16 protein-coding genes and 1 pseudogene are annotated in these 21,411 nt (G+C 37.1%); 10 read left to right on the forward strand and 7 right to left on the reverse strand.

All coding sequences use genetic code 11. The annotated features are described in order from the left end of the window. Positions 1–576 precede the first annotated feature (576 nt). From ACFILY_RS07430 to ACFILY_RS07445, 4 genes are all read right to left on the reverse strand, one after another. Positions 577–2,184 (reverse strand): YfjI family protein, encoded by a 1,608-nt coding sequence (locus ACFILY_RS07430; protein ID WP_375637767.1) that lies wholly within the window; start codon positions 2,182–2,184, stop codon positions 577–579. Positions 2,185–2,196: 12 nt separating this feature from the next. Continuing rightward, on the reverse strand, positions 2,197–3,096 hold the full coding sequence (locus ACFILY_RS07435; RefSeq protein ID WP_375637766.1) for a toprim domain-containing protein: 900 nt from the start codon (positions 3,094–3,096) through the stop codon (positions 2,197–2,199). 99 nt (positions 3,097–3,195) lie between these two features. Beyond that, positions 3,196–3,396, reverse strand: coding sequence for an AlpA family transcriptional regulator (locus ACFILY_RS07440; RefSeq protein WP_015856773.1), 201 nt, complete (start codon positions 3,394–3,396; stop codon positions 3,196–3,198). Positions 3,397–3,572: 176 nt separating this feature from the next. Next, positions 3,573–4,754: a site-specific integrase gene (locus ACFILY_RS07445; protein WP_015856774.1), complete on the reverse strand. Its 1,182-nt coding sequence runs from the start codon at positions 4,752–4,754 to the stop codon at positions 3,573–3,575. 295 nt (positions 4,755–5,049) lie between these two features. On the opposite strand from ACFILY_RS07445, the gene ACFILY_RS07450 reads away from it, so the two are divergent. Both ACFILY_RS07450 and ACFILY_RS07455 read left to right on the forward strand, forming a co-directional pair. Beyond that, positions 5,050–5,448, forward strand: a complete 399-nt coding sequence (locus ACFILY_RS07450; protein WP_275065251.1) for a helix-turn-helix domain-containing protein — start codon at positions 5,050–5,052, stop codon at positions 5,446–5,448. 1,177 nt (positions 5,449–6,625) lie between these two features. Then, positions 6,626–7,657, forward strand: a complete 1,032-nt coding sequence (locus ACFILY_RS07455) for an aspartate-semialdehyde dehydrogenase (protein ID WP_273791468.1) — start codon at positions 6,626–6,628, stop codon at positions 7,655–7,657. 283 nt (positions 7,658–7,940) lie between these two features. Here ACFILY_RS07455 and ACFILY_RS07460 read toward each other — a convergent pair whose 3' ends face one another. Then, positions 7,941–8,579, reverse strand: a complete 639-nt coding sequence (locus ACFILY_RS07460) for an SH3 domain-containing protein (RefSeq protein ID WP_273791469.1) — start codon at positions 8,577–8,579, stop codon at positions 7,941–7,943. Positions 8,580–9,082: 503 nt separating this feature from the next. Between ACFILY_RS07460 and ACFILY_RS07465 the strand changes: the two genes are divergently transcribed. From ACFILY_RS07465 to ACFILY_RS07480, 4 genes and pseudogenes are all read left to right on the forward strand, one after another. After that, complete coding sequence (locus ACFILY_RS07465) at positions 9,083–9,901, forward strand: MetQ/NlpA family ABC transporter substrate-binding protein (protein ID WP_273791470.1); 819 nt, start codon at positions 9,083–9,085, stop codon at positions 9,899–9,901. A gap of 69 nt (positions 9,902–9,970) precedes the next feature. Continuing rightward, positions 9,971–11,005: a methionine ABC transporter ATP-binding protein gene (locus tag ACFILY_RS07470; RefSeq protein ID WP_273791471.1), complete on the forward strand. Its 1,035-nt coding sequence runs from the start codon at positions 9,971–9,973 to the stop codon at positions 11,003–11,005. Continuing rightward, on the forward strand, positions 10,998–11,657 hold the full coding sequence (locus ACFILY_RS07475; RefSeq protein ID WP_015856780.1) for a methionine ABC transporter permease: 660 nt from the start codon (positions 10,998–11,000) through the stop codon (positions 11,655–11,657). The genes ACFILY_RS07470 and ACFILY_RS07475 overlap by 8 nt, the downstream gene beginning before the upstream one ends. A gap of 545 nt (positions 11,658–12,202) precedes the next feature. Beyond that, a pseudogene (locus ACFILY_RS07480) lies at positions 12,203–12,358 on the forward strand (integrase); the annotation flags it as partial. Between the two features lie 170 nt (positions 12,359–12,528). Here ACFILY_RS07480 and ACFILY_RS07485 read toward each other — a convergent pair. Then, a complete protein-coding gene (locus ACFILY_RS07485; RefSeq protein WP_273791472.1) occupies positions 12,529–13,008 on the reverse strand; it encodes a MaoC family dehydratase in 480 nt (159 codons plus the stop codon). Between the two features lie 163 nt (positions 13,009–13,171). Here ACFILY_RS07485 and ACFILY_RS07490 point away from each other — a divergent pair, with 163 nt between their 5' ends. Beyond that, positions 13,172–14,506: an NAD(P)H-dependent oxidoreductase gene (locus ACFILY_RS07490; protein ID WP_375631493.1), complete on the forward strand. Its 1,335-nt coding sequence runs from the start codon at positions 13,172–13,174 to the stop codon at positions 14,504–14,506. Positions 14,507–15,320: 814 nt separating this feature from the next. On the opposite strand, the gene ACFILY_RS07495 is transcribed toward ACFILY_RS07490, so the two are convergent. After that, complete coding sequence (locus ACFILY_RS07495) at positions 15,321–15,677, reverse strand: hypothetical protein (protein ID WP_375637765.1); 357 nt, start codon at positions 15,675–15,677, stop codon at positions 15,321–15,323. 2,284 nt (positions 15,678–17,961) lie between these two features. Between ACFILY_RS07495 and ACFILY_RS07500 the strand changes: the two genes are divergently transcribed. The 3 genes from ACFILY_RS07500 to ACFILY_RS07510 are packed head-to-tail and all read left to right on the forward strand — an operon-like array spanning position 17,962 to position 20,731. Next, entirely contained in the window at positions 17,962–18,705 is a 744-nt protein-coding gene (locus ACFILY_RS07500) for a creatininase family protein (protein WP_375637763.1), read from the forward strand. A 21-nt stretch (positions 18,706–18,726) separates the two neighbouring features. Continuing rightward, entirely contained in the window at positions 18,727–19,749 is a 1,023-nt protein-coding gene (locus ACFILY_RS07505; RefSeq protein WP_375637762.1) for a CobW family GTP-binding protein, read from the forward strand. A gap of 10 nt (positions 19,750–19,759) precedes the next feature. Next, a complete protein-coding gene (locus tag ACFILY_RS07510; protein ID WP_375637761.1) occupies positions 19,760–20,731 on the forward strand; it encodes a WD40 repeat domain-containing protein in 972 nt (323 codons plus the stop codon). The last annotated feature ends 680 nt before the right edge of the window (positions 20,732–21,411 follow it).

The raw sequence follows: 21,411 nt of genomic DNA on the forward strand, positions 1-21,411 counted from the left end.
CTTTATAAGCGTTGATCTATAGGTGTCAAAAAACTTTAAATAGAATCTGCTAGATCTATTTAAAACAAATAGCAATAATAAAATAAAAAAAGGGTGCTAAAGACCCATAACCTGCTTAAAAAGAAATTTTATTAAAGGCTACTTATCCACAGCCTATGACATGAGGTAAAATCAGCAAAATAGTGAAATTTGCTGTTCGTTTTATGGAAAAAAGACAAATTTGATATGTGCTTTTAAGATATCAGAATGTATGTTTTGATAGGCTTTTATTGCTTGCTTTGTAAGAAAGATAAAAAGCATATACCCCCCCTATACCCCCAAAACCCCTACAAAACCTATGCTATAAGTTGAATTTACAGGTTGTAATGTTGATATAGATTGTTTTTTGAAAAGTTGATAAAAATTAACATATTGAAATATAGTGACTTTTATTTTGATTTTTAAAATATATAAAGAGGGGAATAAAAAGCACCTCCAAAACCCCCAAAACCTCCAAAACCAATAGATGGGAAGTGTTTTGAAGGTTTCATTTTATGAATACATAAGTTATATGTTTTATTGGAATTTAAAATTCATTCATTGAAATGTTTTATGACTTTTCACTAAAGGATGCCATTCATAGCGTATGGTAGGTCGACCGCCTTGGGAGTTATTGTCTCCAGAGATTTCACGAATATAATTGCAACGGCATAAAAGCTCTAAAGCTTGCTTCACAGCTTCATTGTCTTTTAAACATTTCCAATCACGTTTATAAACATCCCGTGCAGTAAAAACATTAGGTAAACAATCACAGCGCTTGACAAGCAAGTTTGCACTTTCTGTTGCTAATGTATCATGCGCCGCATAAAGACGTTTGGCATGACTTAACAGATATTTTTCCCAATACAAGGCTCTCTCAAGAGCATTTCTATTGATTTCAAAACGACCCCCTTCGGTCAATTCAAAAATCAACGCAAGTGTTGGTATGGTTTTATCCATTTTCAAAAGATACGATTGTAAATTTGTAGAGAAATGACCACTATTTATTTTTTTCTGAAAATCTTCCCACCATACACGAAAGATCTCTTGGGCATCAGTAGAAAAGTGTATGGTTATCGGATGCTTTGGTGAGCCTAACGGTTTATCATAAAGAGAACGAAAGACCCCTTGATAGCTTTCCCATGCCTTTTGATTGGGAGGTCTATCCGTCCATAACCGCTTTTTTCGTTCGTCGGGCCATACAATCATTTGAAATCGTTGCATGAAACCATCATCATTTATTCCATGGCACATGGCTTGAATAATGGGAATAATGCGTGAGGGTTGAATGCCCCCAATAATGGAAATGGTTGCATTGGGAATATGAATGGTTCCACGTTCAATACGGTCATAGGTGTATGACGTATTGCCATTAAAAGCTGTTAGATAAAAGGCACGGTCTGTTTGGTATTCCTTTCTTTCCATATTAGCTAAAAACCCAGCCAATTCATCTCGTACCATCAAGAGACCACGGGGGTTTTCTTTTAAGAGTTCCCCAAGCTTTTCGACAGTCACATCGTTGACAATAAGACGTCGTTTATCAAGAGTGTTATCATCACTTTCTTTGTGTTCAATAGATTGTGAAAGAAGGGCAAGGGCTTGTTCCTCATCTTGATCTTTGAGTGCTTTATAGGCTTGTTTTTTCTTTTCTCGTTTATCTAATTCAATAAGAATATCTTTCTTTTCTTGCTGTTCTTTCTTCTTTAACCATTCTTGATGCCATTCCTCTTGAAAGGCATAGAGAGGAGTTAAAGCGGCTTGCATGGTAGGTGTTTTGAGTGTTGAAGGTTGCCCCACAAGAGCACCCCAGAGATTAGGAACAATTTTCCAATTATTATCATGTTTTTTGGGAGCAATCCGCACGCCATTGCCAATCACAGCAGCCAAGCCACATAAAGCAGAGATAGCAATAAAATCGATAGAAGATTGTTGAAGATCGGCAACCTCATAAATATAGTCCATTAATGGCATTGGAAGCTGTAATAAGCTAAAAGGCTCGACAGGTAAGAGAGCCGTAGCAATCGGTTTTAATTGCCCCCAACCATTTTGTTGCAAGGCTTGTTCATAAGGAATGGCTTTTAAACAAGTATTTTCGTTTAAAGAGACATTATCGTTATCATTGACGGGAGTATTTTCATTATTGTTTTGTAAATTACTATCTTTCATAGTTTCCCTCTTTTAAGAAAGTAATACGTTATTAAAATCCGTTCCTTTTGGAGCTTGCATCATAAAGACCTCAAAGCCATGGTTATAGGCACGCGCAGCGAGGGTAAAACCTGCTTTACGACCCGCATCATCGCCGTCCATTGCAATGGTGAGACGCCCTTTTGTAGGGGGTAAATTCACACGCATCATGCCACTGGTTGAAAGAGACGCCCATAAATTCACAGGCTCAGATAACAACCCAGACAAAAGAGCCAGACCCGTTTCAATGCCCTCACAAATGACCAAATGTTTTGGATTGGCTTGGCTTAAATGCACCCCACCACCCGTTACAGATCCCAACATGGCTTTTGCTGGTTTTTGGTCTGTTTTGCAGCCATTGGCTTGTAAAAAGGTTCTATGAATGGCGAAAGAGCCAGCGCCCTTAACAAGAGCCACCAACGCGGGCAGTGTACCCCCAGAGGGGTATAGACACTTGTCGTGAAAACGTAAATCAGCAGGCAAATCACATGTAATACCCCGCATGCGTAAATAGGTTTCTGCTAAAGTATTTTTGATTGGTTGGCTTTGTTGCCAAATTGCTTTTGCTCTCTCTGCTTTCTGTTTTGCTCGTTTGAGATCAGCACAAAACTGTTTGGAGAAAGAGAGCGTCTGATCATAAGCTTGTTTTCCAAGCAATCCAATTCTAATGAGTGCTTGTATGATCTCTCTAAAAGAGCAGCCAGCATAACAATAGAGTAAGAGACGCCCATCATGTCCATTGGCAAGGGATAAGCTAGGCAGCCTATCATCATGAGCAGGGCAACGGGCTATTCCATAACGCCCATGCCAAACTCCACGTAATGCACAAGTAATTTTTTGAGCTGTTGTATGCAATGCATAAGCATTGCTTGTTGTAGCATTTGTAAAATGCATAAAATCCCTTCCTGCTACTTGCATTACAGGACAGATTCTGTTATTTCGGGATTTGCGAAAGTCGAAATACTTTGTCTGTCCTATAAGGCGAAGTTTTCTTTAGGCGGCGTCGTTGCCACGTTGGTTTTTTGCCTTTTCGATTACATCGCAAAGGTCAGATTGTAACCAGCGCGCTAAGGAACCAATCTTTAAAGGCTTTGGTACCGAGCCATCAGCGACCCGCCGCCAAAGTGTTGAAACGCTTATATTAAGTAGTTTTGCACTCTCACGTACTGTGAGGAGTGGTCCGTTTGGAATCATGGAATCCCCTTTATATTAAATGATAGAATCACTGTTTATTAACTATATATAAATAGCAATTCGTAGCAAACTTTTCCAGCAAAAAAACAATATCTTGTGATTTTTTATCAAGAGAAGCAATAATTTGTGATTGTATTATCCGTTATGGATAAAATAAGGAAAATGGAGACATAGAGCTATCCACAACTTTTATTGTTTTGATCAGTAACATAAGAAGCCCATCTATCCATAAAAATACGACGCTGTTCTAAATAGTCAGTCCGACGATAGGCACGCTCCACTTTTCCCCCAACCGTATGACCTAGAATGGTTTCAGCAACCTCATAAGGGGCATTGGTTGTTTCTGCGAGCCAATCACGTAAACTAGAGCGAAAACCATGCGGACAGGCTTCAAGTCCTGTTTTTTTCATGTATTGTAACATGCTGTTCTGTGCAAGGGGACCACGACCGGTTGCAGAAAAAAGAAACCCATTACGAGATAAAAGGCGTGCTTGTTTAATCACTTTTAGTGCTTCTGATGATAAAGGAACGCGGAATTCTTCTGTAGCATCGCGTCGTCCTTTCATACTTTCAGCAGGAATGGTCCATATATCCCCATCAATCTGATCTTCATGCATATAGCGCAAAGGACGTGTACGAACGCCTGTAAGAATAAGAAAACGCAAAGCCAGTTGTGTCATTGTTGTTGTTTTGCAGAGTGACTGATAAAAGGCAGGAACATCTTTCCAGTCCATTGCTGGTAAATTTTGTGCTTTATGGCGTTGTTTCCCTAAGAGAGCCCGTGCTTTTATCGTTGCTTGTAAATCAACATCCAGCCCCAAAGCAGCAGCATGTTTGAGACAAATATTAAGACGATTTATTGCTTTCTCTGCGGTTGCAGCTTTTGCATGCCAGATGGGAGCAAGAACATTGCGTATCTCTGTTTGTGTAATTTCTGAAATAGGAATACAGCCTAATTTGGGGAGAATATAAAGTTGTAAAGGTAGAAACCAATTCCCAGCCTTGCCATCTCCTTTTAATTCAGCTTTACGACTTTCAAAAGCATCTAAGGCAATGTCTTTTAAATAATGGAGATTACTTATTGCCTCACGCTTTTGTTTCTCACGTTCTTTAATGGGATCACGCCCCTCATGCAAAACAGAACGCCATTGATTTGCTAATTCACGGGCTTTTTTTAAAGAAACATTTCGCAACGCACCCAAGCCCATTTCGCGGCGCCGACCATGAATGGTATAACGATAAAGCCATTGAGCACCACCATCTTTACGCTTATGGAGAAGCAAGCCGGCACCATCATTATATTTGCCAGCCCCCAATGTTGCGACAGCCCTTGCATTAAGACGATTCATAAGAGGCATTTTTACTCCTTTCTTTCCTCATTTTTACCCACACACCAGCCCCGCTTTTGACGTGCAAGCAAGTGATATTAATTGATTCAATCTGAGAGGGTTTGTGATGAGAAAATCTTACTATATTCGGAGTTATGATTCAAGTTGAAAAATGATGATTTATTATTATAAATCAATGTGTTGCCAGACCCCGGAATACTAATGCGAGGGCGCTCGCAACCGGTGGGGACATCAAGTGAAAGCCAAAAATCTACATTTTTACGATATTTCTTTAGGCCAAAAAATTCGCTTCAGAAGAAACGTCATGGGTTTTTCTCAAAAACAATTAGGAAGTCATTTAGGCGTAACATTCCAACAAATCCAAAAGTATGAAAAAGGCTTAAATCGCGTAAGTGCAAGACGTTTACAGGAAATTGCTCATATATTAGATGTTCCCGTTTCCTTCTTTTATGCTGATAGCGCAAAAAAAGAAGAGAGCCCCTATCATTGTGATGACAGAATAGCAAGCAAAGCAGAATATTTACTTTTAAAAAATTTCAGAATACTGACCCGCAAAAAACAAAGAGCAATTTTGCAGTTGATTTCTGATGAAAAAATGACCCCTTATTTTCATAAATTCACTGAAAGGACAATCAACGTCCTTAATAATCTTGACAAGAATTGTGACTGTCTCCCCACACCTCATGAGAATGAAAATTCTTAATCTAATCTGATTTGTAAATAATCCGAATTCTAACGAGTTTAACTTAGAAATAGCACGTTGATTTATAATGATAATCTAACGTTATTGATATTGAATAAGTGTTTCGAATATCGTAAAATTCTTTCATTTCAAACGTGTTCTATATTGAATCAATCAAAATCTCTTGTTTGCACAACACAAGCAAAGTTGGCGTGTGAGTAAAAACGTACAAAAAGGCATACCTCTTATTGAATCGTCTCACATACCAAGAGCTGTAACGACATTGGGTGCTAAAAAAATGTATGATGGTGCTAACTTGCTCTTTTATTAAACGTAAATATGGGAGTGTTCAACGGCTTTCCACTCATATGACTCACTTAAACAAAAGGCTCTCCAAACAAGCCTAAGAATATTCCCACACACTAAAAAAACACTTAAATATATCGAGAAAGATTAAAGATCTTATACCACCATACTACAAAGATTGATATTTATAGCAAAATAGGATTAAAGTAAAAATAAGAAATATAAAGTAAAAAATAGACACGAAAAAAATATATGTATAACTTTCATAAGAATTTATCTATATATGGATACTTAAGTTTATTCTGTTGTGCCATAAATTCTATCATTTAAGGTATGAGGGCATGAAGCACGCATACCTCCTTGAAACATTCAAATGTTTTTTAGATACCCAATATCTTTTTAAATATTTTTAGGCCTGCTTGTTGAGCCTTTAGTTTAAGTGAAAAATGGGAAGCCGCTAGAATCTAGCTGTTTACAGACTGTAATAGGAAGCTTCGCTTTTAAAGGCATAGGGAGAAAATCAAATAATTCAACAATTAACAGATAAAGTATTAAAAGATTCCACCAACGCGATACGTAATACCATCTTTAAAAAATTCAAAAGTGTGAAGGTAAACAATTGACAGAAGATAAGGAATTCACTTAATTAAAGTGTTTTCTAAAGAGATAATAGCTTAGCGTAAAATATTCAATTTTTTCAATTCTGAAAGATTAAAAAAGACGTATCATTTGAAATAAAACAATTTATTGTGCTAACGATGATGATTGCTGTGCACAAAATTGAGTTGTTGAAAATCAAAAATATAATTTAATGATGTTCCTTGACCAACTCACTCTCTCCTGAGTATAGCACGGGGAATAAATGTGGAGAGACATGAGGAGTATATAGAAAATGAGTTTTAAAGTTGCAATTGTCGGCGCGACCGGAAATGTTGGTCGTGAAATGCTTACAATTTTAGAAGAACGTGGTTTTCCTGCGCATGAAATTGTCCCTCTAGCATCACGACGCTCATTAGGACAAGAAGTTTCTTATGGAGATAAAACTTTAAAAGTAAAAGCACTGGATACTTACGATTTTTCTGACACAGATTTTTGTCTTATGTCTGCGGGAGGAAGCATTTCCAAAGAATACGCCCCTAAAATCGCTGCTGCCGGCTGTGTCGTCATCGATAATTCCTCCACGTGGCGCTATGATGCCAATGTTCCGTTAATAGTCCCTGAAGTCAATGGCGAAGCTATAAATGCCTTTTCTAAGCGTAATATTATAGCAAATCCTAATTGTTCAACAATTCAACTGGTCTTAGCTTTAAAACCTCTCCATGATGCTGCAATCATTAAACGTGTTGTTGTCTCTACATATCAATCGGTTTCTGGAGCTGGTAAAGAAGGAATGGACGAACTTTTCGAACAATCACGTGCAGTTTTTGTTGCAGACCCAATTACATCAAAAAAATTCACTAAACGTATTGCCTTTAATGTCATTCCTCATATCGATGTTTTCATGGAAGATGGTTATACAAAAGAAGAATGGAAAATGACGGTTGAGACGAAGAAAATTCTCGATCCGAAAATTAAATTAACGGCCACTGCTGTTCGGGTCCCTGTCTTTATCGGTCATGCCGAAGCCGTCCATGTTGAATTTGAAAAACCACTAAGCGCATCTGAAGCACAAGCGCTCCTCCGCGATGCACCAGGCTGTCAGCTTATCGATAAACACGAAGATGGTGGTTATACCACACCTTATGAAGGTACCGGAGAAGATGATACCTTTATTAGTCGTGTTCGTGAAGATATCACCGTTGAAAATGGTTTAGCTTTCTGGGTTGTCGCCGATAATTTAAGAAAAGGAGCAGCATTGAATGCCGTTCAAATTGCTGAATTGCTCATTTCTCGTAATTTGATAAAGCCTAAGTCCGCAAATTAATGCCCTGTCCGAAAAGATGAAGAGCCCTAACCGGTCTGTCAAAAGTCCGGCTTCTCTTCAGTATAATCTTTTCCAGCTGAGGATTCATATCACCATCCTAAAGAACCGTAATTCGAGGTATTGACAAATTTTACTCTGAATATCCTTGAATGCCTCACCACCTTAAGTTAAGCATTGCCGCCTTAATACCATTTTACGGTACAATAGGATCAGCAGCATAAGCATTTTTTGCTTTATGCTGCTGATCCTATTTGTCATTCCGGTTGTGAAATTAACTTTACCCTTATCGAGCAGGATAGGTCACGACACGGTAACGCGTTTCATTACGTTCAAAATTTTTGTAATTGACATTATTAGGAAAGGAGGGATTATAAGCACTCACGTGCTTTACAGAAACGCCTTGTGCTTTTTGCGACGGATTTAAAATTGTTCGTTCATCCCTTTTTTTTACACCTGTAGAATCGATAATCACATCTGTTCTGTATAGTTTTTGCATATTTTTCCGTGTTTTTTGAATCGCCGGAAGAGCTTTAAAGTCGGAAACAGCCTGTTTTACTTTTTCTTTTGGCGATTTTACCATGGCTTTTGATTTTACAGGCATCCTTTTAAAAGCAATGGTAGGAACATTGTTAACATTGACGTAACGTGCAGATGCCCAACCAACTTTTCCGTGATAACCAAGAGAACACCAAGTTTTATTGGATAGGCAGCCATAAATTTGCACTTTTGCTCCCATTGGAACCATTGCGATAACTTTATAAGCTGTCGCAGGACCTGTGCGTAAAGATACCTGACCTGATGCAACACGAGCAACTGTTCCTGTAATGGTTCCAGCTTCTGCGTGAAAAGCAGTCACAGCCACCTCTGACGCTCCCAAAGCCCATAAAATCATTGTTGTTGATAAAAATTTCTTTCTTAACATTATTTTTCTTCCTCTCTAAAACATGTGAAGGGCAAAATTTCGCCTTTACAAAAATTTGCCGCGTTTAAATCCAATGATCAGCAACCTTTATCCCCCCAAAGACCCCACAACATTGCAACAAAATCTCTCTTTATCGCCTACACGAACACGGCCTTTTGATCTTGATTGCGCAGTATGTTCTTCATGAATTTACGGCTAAAGCATCATCTGATTGTCCGGTTCTTCAACCAATCGTCCCTTAAAGAAGTTTTTTAAGTGTCATTGGTTCCCTCAACAAATGATTGCAATAGAAGAATTGATTGCCCGAATTTCAGAGCATTTCTGAGAATGAATGATGATCAGCCCTCAAAACAACTAAAATAGAAGGAAAAATAATACTCTTTAAAAAATAAAAGTGATTGAATATTCTCTAAAGCTTGTATAACTTTAAATCTCCCTAAAAAAATACAGAGCATATTGACACTTCCCTCAAAAAATCTCCTGGAAAAGAAAGTTAAAAGTACATGACATTAAAATTTTTTTCTCGTAGTCGGATTATAGGATTATTTCTCTCTCTCTTTGCTCTTTTTTTATCTACGGTCTTTGTCATGGCTACAGACAAATCAAAAATCAAACTTGGTATTATGGAAGGGCGGGATGCGATTATTTGGAAAACTGCTGCTGAACAGGCTAAAAAAGACGGTTTAGATATTGAACTCGTTTATTTTTCTGATTACGCTTTGCCTAATGACGCTGTTAACGCAGGAGAGATCGATGCGAATGCTTTTCAGCACGCCCCTTATCTTAATGAACAAATGAAACAACGTGGCTATAAACTTTCAATTGTCGGCTATACATTTATTGCTCCAATCGGTGTTTATTCACACAAAATAAAAGACTTAAAAGATCTTCGTGATGGTGCACATGTTGGTATTCCGAACGACCCATCTAATGGTGGAAGAGCCTTACTTCTTCTCAATTCTTTAGGTCTCATTAAATTAAAAGATCCTCATAATATTCTTGCATCTCCGCTTGATATTATCGAAAATCCTAAAAACCTGCAAATTCGTGAGCTCGATGCCGGTATGTTAGGGCGAGCTATTGACGATTTTGATCTTGCAATTATAAACACAAACTGGGCTATTGTTTCCGGATTAAACTTCGAAAAAGATGTAGTCGCATGGGAGAGCGCAAAAAATAATCCTTATGATAATATCATCGTTGTACGCACGAGCGAAAAAGATGAGCCATGGGTTAAAAAATTAGTTGCCGCTTACAATAACGATCTTATCCGTGCAAAAATCAAAGAGATTTTTGGCAAAACCGCCCAAACATCTTGGTAATTGTGCCAAATATCCGAGTAATTGTGCCAAATGTCCGAGTAATTGTGCCAAATGTCCGAGTAATTGTGAATGGAAAAACCTACTCTTATCTCCTTAAAAAACATCAGCCGTTGTTTTAACAAAACGGCTGGTATTCCGGTAATTAATAATCTCTCTTTAAATATCCATGCTGGTGAAATCCTTGGCATTATTGGGCGCAGTGGAGCAGGAAAATCAACACTTATCCGCTGTTTAAATGGGTTAGAGAAGATTGATGCAGGGTCCATTTTTTTTGAAGGTGTTGATATTTCCAATCTATCAGAGATAGAATGGGCGCCTTACCGTCAACGAATTGGGATGATTTTTCAACATTTCAATCTTCTCTCATCGCAAAATATTCTTGATAACATTGCATTGCCGCTTAAATTAAGTGGTGTAAGTAAAAAACAACGCCACAAACGTGCCCTTGAACTGATTGAATTGGTTGGGTTATCTGGGAAAGAATATTGCTATCCGGCACAATTGTCAGGGGGGCAAAAACAACGCGTTGGCATTGCTCGTGCGCTCGCTGCTAATCCTAAAATATTGTTATCAGATGAAGCTACCTCTGCTCTTGACCCTGAAACAACACAATCTATTCTAGAGCTCCTTGCTGATATTAATAAACACCTCAATCTCACGATTGTGCTCATCACCCATGAAATGGAAGTTGTGCGCACCATAGCGCATCGCGTTGTTGTTCTTAATCAGGGGAACATTGTAGAAGAAGGACGTGTGAAAGACATCTTTACATCACCGCAAGACGATACAACCATAGCCATGCTCAAGCTTGTCACCCCGCAACTTCCTGAAAAATTTGCGAAAAATCTCAAACCAATCGGACGAGAAGCTGTCATTGAAATTAATATTGCCGGTGAAATTGCCCAGCAGCCTTTTCTTCATCTTCTAGAAAATGAGAGTGGTTTAAAAGCACGTATTTTGCATGGTGGCATTGATACAGTTCAAGATGAAACCATCGGGAGACTCTTCTTGGCTCTTCCTGGAGAAGATAAAGAAGCTTTAGAAAAAGCTGTTCAATGGTTAACGAAAAAAGGACGATATTGTGAGGTCTTAGGCTATGTTTAATGTTCTGTCTCATGAACTTCCCCAAGCTGTTATTGATACAATATTGATGACACTTAGTGCTTCTTTTATGGCATTTATTATAGGGCTTCCCCTTGGTCTTCTTCTTCACACAACAGCACGCGGGGGGATTTTTTCCTCATCTCTCATCAATCGCCCTTTAAGCATGATCATTGACAGTATTCGTGCCATTCCCTTTATTATTCTTGCATTTTATCTTCTTCCCGTTACGCGTATCGTTGTAGGAAGAGGGATAGGAATGCCTGCTGTAATTTTTATACTGACCATTTCAGCTATCCCTTTTTATGCACGCATGGCGGAACTCTCTTTTAAAACCGTTGAAAACGGTCTTATTGAAGCGATCCGCTCTATGGGGGCAAGCCGTCTTCAAATTATCAGACATGTTCTTATTCCTGAAGCTCTCCCTAGCCTGATTACAGGTTTTACAGTCATGGTCATTTCTCTCATAGGAGCCACCTCACTTGCTGGATATCTTGGTGGAGGCGGTTTAGGGGATATGGCAATCCGCTATGGCTATCAACGCTATAATACCTTCATCATGACCATCGTCATCATCCTTTTGATCATGCTCAATATTATAACCCAATGGACTTCTGATAAAATCGTACAAAAACTTGATAAAACAAAACATTAAAAGACTTAGAATTTCACATGCCAATACCATCATCCTCTTTGCCACTTCCAAAGTGCTTCCCCCTTGCCTATCGAAAACGCTCATAAGAGATTAGGAACTTTTTTCTTAAACAGTTTTTATCTCTCCCCATCCGTTTGTAAAATGAAAGAAAATAGTTTTAATTGATTGAATATAAAAGGGGATAAAATAAGAGATCTCACAGTATGTGAGACTCTCTCTTAACATAAAAATGATAAATTATCATGTCAAATTAAGACATTGGTCACGACCTTTCCCAACCTTAGAGAACATATTGAACTTATATAGAATCAACCAAAACCTCTCGCTTGCACGTTACAAGCGGGAAGAGCTGGGTGAGTAAAAACTATATAAGAAAGGAAGGAAGGCATGCCTCTTATGAATTATCTCAAGCGCCAAGACCTGTCTTAACATTGGCGGTTAGCATATAATATGATGGTGTCGGCTTTCTTCTTTACAAAGCATAAAGAAAAGATAGGGGTGCTCAATGGCTTTATCATTATACCATTCACAGGCGCCATTGCGAAATGGGTGTAACAAGCGTTGAGAGATGTTTCTTTAAAATAAGCCCGTGAATTGGCAACGCAAGTATATTCCATTTGAAGCGTTCTGTTTTACGTGATGGGTATGATCCCATTAAAGAACGCTATAAACAAAAGCGTGAAGCAATGCACTATCTTCATTAAGAAACTCCTCTTCAAAACAATCTAGGAAAATAGCAACCTGCTATGGCTATCAACGCTATGATAGCTCCACTATATCTATCATCCTATAGATTATTCTCAATATTATCATTGAAGAAACTTCTAATAGAATTGTATAAAAATTTTATAAAATAAAGCACTCAAATAATCTAGATATTGGAAGGTTTTTCTTCCAAAATAGCAACAATAAGCCATTGAGCTGTAAGAGCTGGTTTTTTTAACTTTTCAATTTCCACCGTAACCCCATAATGGAAAACCACTCGACCAGAAGGGCGAATTTCTGCGTCGTCTAACACAAAACGCGCACGTATCCGTACCCCTGTTTTCACAGGACTCATGAAGCGTACTTTATCGAAACCATAATTAATCCCCATTGTGCTCCCTTCTAACTCTGGAAGCGCCTCATAAGCGAGCGTAGACAAAAGCGATAATGTTAAAAAACCATGAGCAATCGTGCCGCCAAAAGGTGTCTTTTTAGCCTTTTCCTCATCAACGTGTATCCATTGATGATCATCTGTAGCACATGCAAACTGATTAATCATATCCTGTGTAACAAGACGCCACTCCGATAATCCCATTTCTTTCCCAATAAAACTGGTGACATCTTGTACTGCTATTTTTTGCTGCATAACGCTATTCCTATTTTATTTGATAAAAGCAACCACCCCTCTTGCTTTTATAAAATCCATTGATTAGAGCATCAAGAATAAAAGATTAATTGTCTTAAAAACAAATGCACTTTATGAATGAGAAAAGTTCTTTAGCAGAATAGTTTTCAAATGGGAAAAAAGAATGGCAAGCAATGTGAACCTAACAGGTTTAGCGCATGATTTAAAACAACGTGCAGAAAAGCATCCTCCCATCCGTATTGGACTGATTGGTTGTGGTGAAATGGGCACAGATTTATTATCAAGTATTGCACATATGGATGGTATAACAGTCGCAGCTGTAGCCACTAGAACGCCGTCACGTATTTTTGATGCCGCTACACTAGCCTATGGCGAGGGTGGACATGTCTGTGAAGTTGAAAATACTTATGCTCTCACGCAAAGCATTGAAAAAAATTTGATTGCAGCAACAGATGATATTAACCTTGTTTTACGTCATGAACAAATTGATATTATCGTTGATGCAACAGGCTATCCCGAAGCAGGAGCAGAAATTGGTATCAAAGCGCTTGAGAATAACAAACATCTTGTCATGATGAATGTTGAAGCAGATGTTACAATTGGCGCTTATCTCAAACATGAAGCAGAAAAACGAGGGCTCATTTATACACTTGGTGCCGGCGATGAACCAACTGCTTGTATGGAACTCATAGAATTTGTTTCAGCCCTTGGACATAAGATTGTTGCAGCGGGTAAAGGAAAAAATAATCCTCTGCGCTTTGATGCTACACCTGACGCTTACGAAGAAGAAGCATACCGGCGTAATATGAATGTGCGCATGTTGGTCGAATTTATTGATGGTTCCAAAACGATGGTTGAAATGGCAGCCATTGCCAATGCCACCGGACTTCTCCCCGATTGCCCAGGAATGCATGGACCACGAGCAGCGCTACAAGATTTAAACAAAGTGCTTATTCCAAAACAAGATGGGGGTATTTTACAGCAATATGGTGTTGTAGATTATTCAATAGGTCCAGGTGTTTCACCTGGTGTCTTTGTCATTGCCGAAATAGCACACCCGCGTTTACGCGAACGTATGGAAGATTTAAAAATTGGTCAGGGGCCTTACTTCACCTTTCATCGCCCCTATCATTTAACAGCAATGGAAGTTCCCCTCACCTGCGCACGTATTATGCTTTATGGCAAAAAAGATATGGTTCCTCTTAGCCATCCCGTAGTAGAAGTCTGTGCTGTTGCTAAAAAAGATTTACATCCAGGTGATCAGCTAGACTTTATCGGTCTTTATACTTATCGTGCTTGGATAATGAACATTGCAGAAGCACGCGCTCACCACGCCATTCCTTGTGGTCTTTTGGAAAAAGCAACAGTAACAGCCGCAATTAAAAAAAACGAACTCATTACAGTACATAATACTGCTATTCGTGAAGATCAATGGATTGCACGTCTTCGTGCTAAACAAGACCTTTTACTTCATTGCCCTTCTTCCGCTAAGCTATAAACACTCCTAAATTACTTTACTTAACAGTACCCTTCCCTTACGCAACAGAACAACCCAGAATACACTTGTATCAAAAATTCAGGCTTCTGTTTTAATAAAAGCATTTTCCAACGACGCACATCACCACTTCGCTCTCACAATATGTCCCGTAAATGCGACAGTATAAACCACCCCATGAGATGGCATAAGGTTCATTGTGTATCACTATCTTTGCTCTATAAAGCTACAAACTGGCATCATCATTTTATTTGCCAATATTACAACAGCGCATAGCACTTGAGATAATTCATGAGAAGAATTTTTACTCTTTTTTTCTTTAATAATTTTGTCCATACACGAACACAACTTGTTATACGTAAAAAATACTTTTGATGGATTTAACATCAAACAAATTTGAAATGATAAATAATAATTTCTCATTTTTCTTATTGCATGAGAGCCATGAATACAGGGATATTTTTTATTTTATCCCCTTATGAAAGATAAAAAAATTTAAAAAGGATAAAATATACCTTTGATGAATAATCTTCATATGAGAGAAGGTAGACAATATTAAAAGGCTGTTAGAGAGAGTGATTATACTAGCCTTATTACTAGGATAATAACCATAGACTATAAAAAATCAGGTTACACTACTTTGTAAAAAAAATATAAATGTAAAACATTGAACTTTAATAATGTTAATAAAAGCTACATTTATTATTAAGAATAGTAATTTTATTATCAAATACAGTATAAATGATTTCAAGTATGTATTTTTTTCAACATAATGAAATGAACAAAAAAGTCATCGACTTTATCGATGATCTTTCTATTAAAGTGTAACGAATATTCCCCAAAGAGATAAAACAGCACCTAATACATCCCCAATACATAAAGAAGCAAGAAGTGATAAAATACCTACCCCCCCCCAAAAAGCTGAACCTGAAAAGGCAGCAGCTTTTTCAGCTTTCCCCACAGCAATACCATCTTGTTCCTCAACGCCTTGAATAACTGCTCTATTCACAGTTTTAATAGCTACATTTTTTTCTAATGTAGAAATAGTAATTGCCATTCTCTCTTGAAATTGATTTTTTAAAAAACTTGCATTTCCCGCTATAGTTTGTACAAAAAAAAGAATAAATAGTGTAAAAGTGAATGAACATACACGATTTTTAAATATTTTAAACATAGCTTTCTTTGCTCCTCTTTTTCTTCACTGAAAAAATGAAGTAATCTTCACATATATAAAAAACAAAACTTATATTTAATCATTTATATAATCAGACATAATAAAACATTATATGTAATTTTGTTATTACAATATAACACATTATGTATTACATGTAAATACACAAAAAACAATAAATGATAAAAACGATTTATTCCTTTTACATTATAATAACTTAAGATACTAACAGTAATATTTTGTCATTTTTTATTTCTATTCTTCAAAGTAATAATAATTTATAAAATTTCTCATTATAATAAATATTAAAAAACAAATTCATTTAAAAAGTTAAATAATAGAGATTTTATAAATAATTTAAAATGAAGTTTTAAAGAACTATATCATTTAAAACTGTCAATATAATGATAATACTTATATATTATTTAAATAAAAACAAAAATAGAATATTGTTAGTGAATCTTTTATTATATAACTCATCAGTAATATTGAAACATAAAATTGGTAGCGAATAAAAACCTTGATCTAAAACAAGTTTATCCTAATAAATAAACCTTAAAATAGTGTACTCTTTTTCTATAAAACAGGTATAAATTATAAAAAGCAATTAAGATCTCTATTTTCAAATGGAAGAGACGTTAATAAAATGATTCTCAACTTTTACTGATATATAAAAAGAAAAAAATACTGCTAGCATCTTAAAAAAGGTAATTCAGCCCCCTTTATCCCATACAGCATAAAGGACACAAAATATTGACTTTCAAACCTAATAAAACAAACGCATGAAATAAGTAAATCTATCAGATTTACAAAAAAATTATAAGCAATACTAGAACACCAACAAACTACCTAAAACCAGATAAAAAGAGAGTCATGAAAAATGAGATGATCCCCAAAATACTGAAAAAACTTTCTTTCTTAATTTTCATAAAAGTTATTCCATATTTTTCGTCAATATTGTAGATCACAACCATATTTATATTTTAAGTAATTATATTTACTCTATATTAGTAACAAATAATTCTCTTTGAACGAAATTTTTAGCAATATTCACATAACTGTCTTCAATTTGTGCAAAATAAATAATAATAATAAAGAATTAATCAAATTCTTGAAAGAAAAGGAATAGAGAAACTTACTAAAAAATTGCATTTTTAAAATACCAACTTAAGTAAGCACATTGAAAAAATAACGCCATGAAAACTGATATTGAATGATAAATTCATCAACCGATCACTTTAATCGCAAAATATTAATCTATAATAATAATTTATTGTTTTGCATGTTGAATGAGAAAGCTGACGATTATAAAACTCTCTTAATTTTAACTCTGTTTATATTGAATCAATCAAATTTCTTCACTTGCAAATCACAAACGAGATCGGTGTGTGTGTGTAAACACACTTGAAGAAAGGAAAATATTACTTATGAGGTATTTTAACTAACAAGCGCTGTTAACACAGTATTGAAAACTAGCAAAGTGAATGATGATACCCATTTTTACTTTAAAAGTGTAAATATGGTGGAACACAATAGATTTTATATTATAAAGCTTTACCGTTATACTATTCACGGGCGCCGTTGCAAAATAGGCTTGGATACCTTGAGAAATGTTTCTTTAAAACAAAAGCGTCAATGTGCAACACAATGGCGTTCTGTTTATTATGTATCCAACGGTGTTTCTTACTGAATCATCTTATAAACTGCTCTATGAGATTACAAATTTATCTTACGTGAATTCTTCCCTTTATATTTATTTTTTCTCATGAACACTAAAATCTGTTAAGACACTATCCAAAGTAAAATCAATCAACAAATATTTCTATTCTTTTGTAATATACAGATAATTGAATAGAATTCCTGATTGCAACAAAAGTCTGTACTATTGTAATAATAGAAATACTTTGATCATCCTCGCTCTATAATAAAAAAAGAATATGTAATTTACAGAAAAAATTACATTTTTAATAAATAATGAAAAATAATTTTTTCATTATTTATGTGAAGTATTTAATATGCATAAATATTTACTTATTAAAAAATGATAATATACATCAGAAATACTTACAAAAGACAACTATCTTGAGAAAGATTGCCTAATATTACAGAAAAGTTGCGTTGGCATTGCTCAATAAAAGCTTCTCTATTTTTAACAAAGCTCTCATTTTTATGCATCCATATGTGATGTAAAAAGACGCCTATTTGCGTTTCTCTTATAGATAGATTAAATAGTGACAGCACCTTCGATCACTTTGTCTATGTTAACTTCTCTTTTAGGCAATAATTTATGGTATCTAACAGGCCTTTTCTCGCTCTTTTACCTTTGGGCGCACACGAATATCACGGAGAGCACCTTCCTTTCGAAACCGACTGGATTATTGCTGAAGCTTTTGCAAAAGCCCTCACTTTACAAACAAAAGAGCAGTTTCATATCGCACTTTTACCGGTTGAAAAGATTGGCTATTCTATAGAACATATGGATGTTACAGGTACACAAACTCTTACCTTTTCCGATGCGATTAAGCGATGGATAAAGATTGGTGAAAACTGTTATCACAAAGGGATCAACCGTCTTCTTCTTCTCAATGCTCACGGAGGCAATTCACCTTTAATGAGCATCGTTATCACCGAATTACGAAGGCGCCTTTCCATGCTCGCTGTAGCAACAAGCTGGAGCCGTTTTGGTTTACCACAAGGTCTCATAGAGCCGTCTCAACAACATCTTGATATCCATGGAGGCTTTATCGAAACCTCTCTCATGCTCTATTTAGCACCAGAAAAAGTCCATATGGAAAAGGCAAAAAATTTTCATAATAAACAAGCGGATATGATTGCCAATTATCGATATTTACGTGCTTATGGTCCTCATGCCTTTGGTTGGACAATGCGAGATCTGAACACGCAAGGTGCGGCAGGAAACGCAAGCAAAGCAACACCACAAGCCGGTGAAGCAATCTTTTCTCATGTTCTGTCTCAGCTTCGTGATTTACTTGATGATATCAATCGATTTAACATAAACACATGGCAATAAAGAACAATAAAAGGTCTCTCCATGGAAACGACACACCCAAAAAAACTTCCCGTTACGGTTCTCACAGGCTATCTTGGTGCTGGAAAAACCACCCTTCTCAACCGCATTCTCAGTGAAAATCATGGCAAACGTTATGCCGTCATTGTCAATGAATTTGGTGAAATTGGTATTGATAATGACCTGATCATTGAATCAGACGAAGAAATTTATGAAATGAATAATGGCTGTGTTTGCTGCACCGTACGTGGTGATCTCATTCGCATTCTGGAAAGTCTGATGCAACGTTCTCATCGATTTGATGCGATCATTATAGAAACGACAGGGCTTGCTGATCCCGTTCCTGTAGCACAGACCTTTTTCATGGATGATACTATCCATGAAAAAACAGCTCTCGACAGTGTCATAGCGGTCGTTGATGCAAAGCATTTTCCCTCTCAACTGAAAACAAGTCGTGAAGCTGAAGATCAAATTGCCTTCGCGGATATTATTCTTTTAAATAAGATTGATCTTGTCACCCAACAAGAACGCAGCCATGCTGAATCCCTTATTCTCGCCATTAATCCTCGTGCTATAATTTACGCAACAGAGCGCGTTAACATCCCTGTTGATAAACTCCTCGATCGTGGCTTCTTTGATCTCCAACGCACTTTAGATAATGATCCCCATTTTCTTGACCATCATCACGCAGATCATGTATGTGGTCCCGATTGTAATCATGATCATGACCATCATCACGCATCCCCCATTCATGATATTACCATCACTTCTGTAAGTTTAAAAACAGATGTTCTGCAACCAGAAAAGTTTTTCCCTTGGATCCAGCAGGTTACACAGCAACAAGGACCTGATATATTGCGCCTTAAAGGCATTATCGCCTTTCAAGGAGACGATGATCGTTACGTCATTCAAGGAATACATATGCTTCTTGAGGGACAACATCAACGCCCATGGCGTGAAGATGAAAAACGAGAAAGTCGCCTTGTTTTTATAGGACGCTCTCTTGATGCTGAAAAATTAAAAACTGGTTTTGAAAATTGCGCATAAGTGAGTGATAATGCCAAACATTACCCATTATGATCTCAAAAGTTACTGCCTTTCCTGCGGTTTTATAGGCAATAAACCAGCCTTTGTTTCCGTAGAAGGTTTCATTGTTTTTTTTAATCCAGCCCCACAAATCGTTGAAGTTCACCAAGGAATAATTTCAAGCCATTTTTCCCATGACAATACCGCGATCATCACCGGTGGAGAAGATGGAAAAGTCTGTCAAACAACCGCAGCAGATCACACGGAAGTGTTAAGCCAAAAAGAACGCAAATGGATAAACAACGTTGCTTTTGGTCCACAAAAAGCTTTTGCTTTTTCCTCCTCACGTCTCGCATTTGCGCATGTTGGAAAAGAACGACAAGAGCTCACACATGAACGTAGTGTAGAAGGACTCGCTTTTGCCCCAAAGGGTTTACGACTTGCCGTTGCCCATTACAATGGAGTCACTCTTCATTGGTTATCAACGCAAATATCTCCCACCACATTGGTATGGAAAGGAGCTCATTGTGGCGTCACCTTTTCACCAGACAACCGCTATGTCATTTCCACGATGCAAGAAAACGCCTTACACGGTTGGCGTCTCACTGATAATCAACATTTACGGATGAGTGGCTACCCAAGCAAAGTCAAAAGCTGGTCTTGGAGCGCAAAAGGAAAATGGCTAGCAACATCAGGTGCCTCTGCCGCAATTGTTTGGCCCTTTCATACAAAAGACGGCCCCATGGGAAAAACACCTCTAGAACTAGGCACACGAGCAAATGCGCTTGTTAGCACCGTTTCATGCCACCCAAACAAAGAAATTGTAGCAATAGGCTTCAATGATGGAATGATTTTAGCGGCACATTTTCATGATGGAAAAGAAGTCCTTCTAAAAGGTTATGGGAAAAGCGCTATCTCAGCACTTAACTGGGATCAAGCAGGGCAAAACCTCTCCTTCGGTAGCGAAAATGGTGAATGTGGTATAATCAAGATCACTGATTAAATTAAGCACCCAAAAGCGCAATCATCGCCGATAAAGAATGCCCACACAATCCTCCAGAAATCTTATCCCCTTGCATCTCTAGAGCTCTCAGAAATCCTATCTCCCTAATCTCCCCCCCCAAAGTCTCCTAAAATCTTCGTAATCATTAAATCTTCTCTTTTCTTTTCCTTCCCCCCTTTAGACAAGAAAATACCTTAGACATGTTTTTTGACCTTTTAACATTGCTACCCCCATACAAGAATAAAAACATCACCCCTAAGACCGAAAACCCCACTCCCTATCAACATCTATATAGGCTACATACTTCCACAAAAGCATTTTTCTTAAAAATTCGGCAAAAAATAGCTGATATCATCATTAAAACAACGATTTATTCCTACGATCAGAAGAATGGAATTCAACACTATTTTCCTAAATAAAATTTTTTTGATTTCCCTCTCTAAAGAGCAAGGTTGCCTACTAGCAGCCTTCTAAACTGCAGTTTTTTTCCTAGAAAATTCCATCTAATAATCATTTCATAGAGTTTCTATCACCGTCTTCTGTTCCGGTATCTCCTTCATCTCCAGATTTTGTCCCCACTCCTTCTGCCCCTGTTGAACCTGCACGTCCTTCTGTACCAATTGTTCCAGAGGACCATTCTTTTGTGCAACCTATGCCTGCACCGTTTGTTCCAGTTGAAG

This window comes from Bartonella sp. CL25QHWL (assembly GCF_042195335.1).
Lineage (GTDB): Bacteria > Pseudomonadota > Alphaproteobacteria > Rhizobiales > Rhizobiaceae > Bartonella.